The organism is Streptomyces sp. NPDC005574, from assembly GCF_040605435.1.
GTDB lineage: Bacteria > Actinomycetota > Actinomycetes > Streptomycetales > Streptomycetaceae > Streptomyces.
Genome location: NZ_JBEXCW010000366.1, coordinates 1 through 1,001, shown reverse-complemented (window position 1 = coordinate 1,001; position 1,001 = coordinate 1). Strand labels below are relative to the sequence as shown.

Genomic DNA, 1,001 nt, shown 5'->3' with positions numbered 1-1,001 from the left:
ATCAGCTTGATCCCGAGCCTCGCGCATGCCCTGAGCAGGGCAGAGTCCACAAAAGCGCTCCCGTTGTCGACGTAGATGCCTTCGGGAACGCCGCGGGCCGCCAGCGCTGGCCGAAGCGCCGCCGCCAAGCGGACGCTGTCCTCGGCGCCGCCCCAGCGATGCCCGACCACGGCCCGGCTGTTGTCGTCGACGAACGCGAAGAGATACGCCTTGTGACCTGCGATCTTCGGCCCGTGCAGTGCGTCTCCGACCCAGAGCTCGTTGGGCCGCGTGGCCTCGAACCGGCCGAACGCCTCCGGCGCCTGTCCGTCCGGGCGGGTCAGCAACTCGAGCCGGCCCAGGTGGCGGTGGACGGTGCGGTAGGACGGGCCCCACCCGAGGTGCTGCTGCAGGATCCGTACCACCTGAGCGGTCGAGCGGCTCGGGTTCTCCCGCTTGAGCGCGGCCGCCAGGTCAAGGACCTCCTCCGGGGTGCGCGGGGTGACCTGGCGGGTGGGCGGCAGCAGCGCGTCGAAGCCGCCATCGCGCCAGAGCTTGAGCCAGCGGTCCACCGTCCCGCGCGTGATCTTGACGGGTTTCCCGAACGGATCGGTGTGCACCTGGGCGGCGATCGCCCGGACCATCACCCCGCGCTGGCGCGGGCTCAGGGCAGCGTCAGCCGCCTCACGGATCAACTGGTAACGGAACAAGGCGACTTGGTGGGCCCGCTCGGCCCGCCGTCGCTCCTCCTCATCGACCAACGCCATCCGGTGCCCCTCCGAAACGTTTGCGGACATGCCAGCCGCCAGGATGGGACCGCCCTGCCGATCTTCGTCAGGGCCAGCTCGTGTTGATCGTTTCCAAGGTCAGGTGGGTGGCCAGCCCGGTGCCAGCAGCCGGCCGTGGCAGGCCGCCGACACCAGCAACCACGTGGGCACCTTCAACTTCCCGAGTCTGGCCCTCGCGGCGAACGCGAACCCCACCACCGCGCAGAGCGCGTCCCGAACCGGCGAACCCGCGGG

The 1,001-nt window shown here is 70.7% G+C and carries 1 protein-coding gene; it reads right to left on the bottom strand.

Annotation, left to right across the window (positions count from 1 at the left end):
* Window positions 1-689, bottom strand: a 689-nt coding sequence (locus ABZT03_RS44780; RefSeq protein WP_356050118.1) for a DDE-type integrase/transposase/recombinase, incomplete at its 3' end; no start/stop codon positions are given.
* Window positions 690-1,001: the final 312 nt, after the last annotated feature.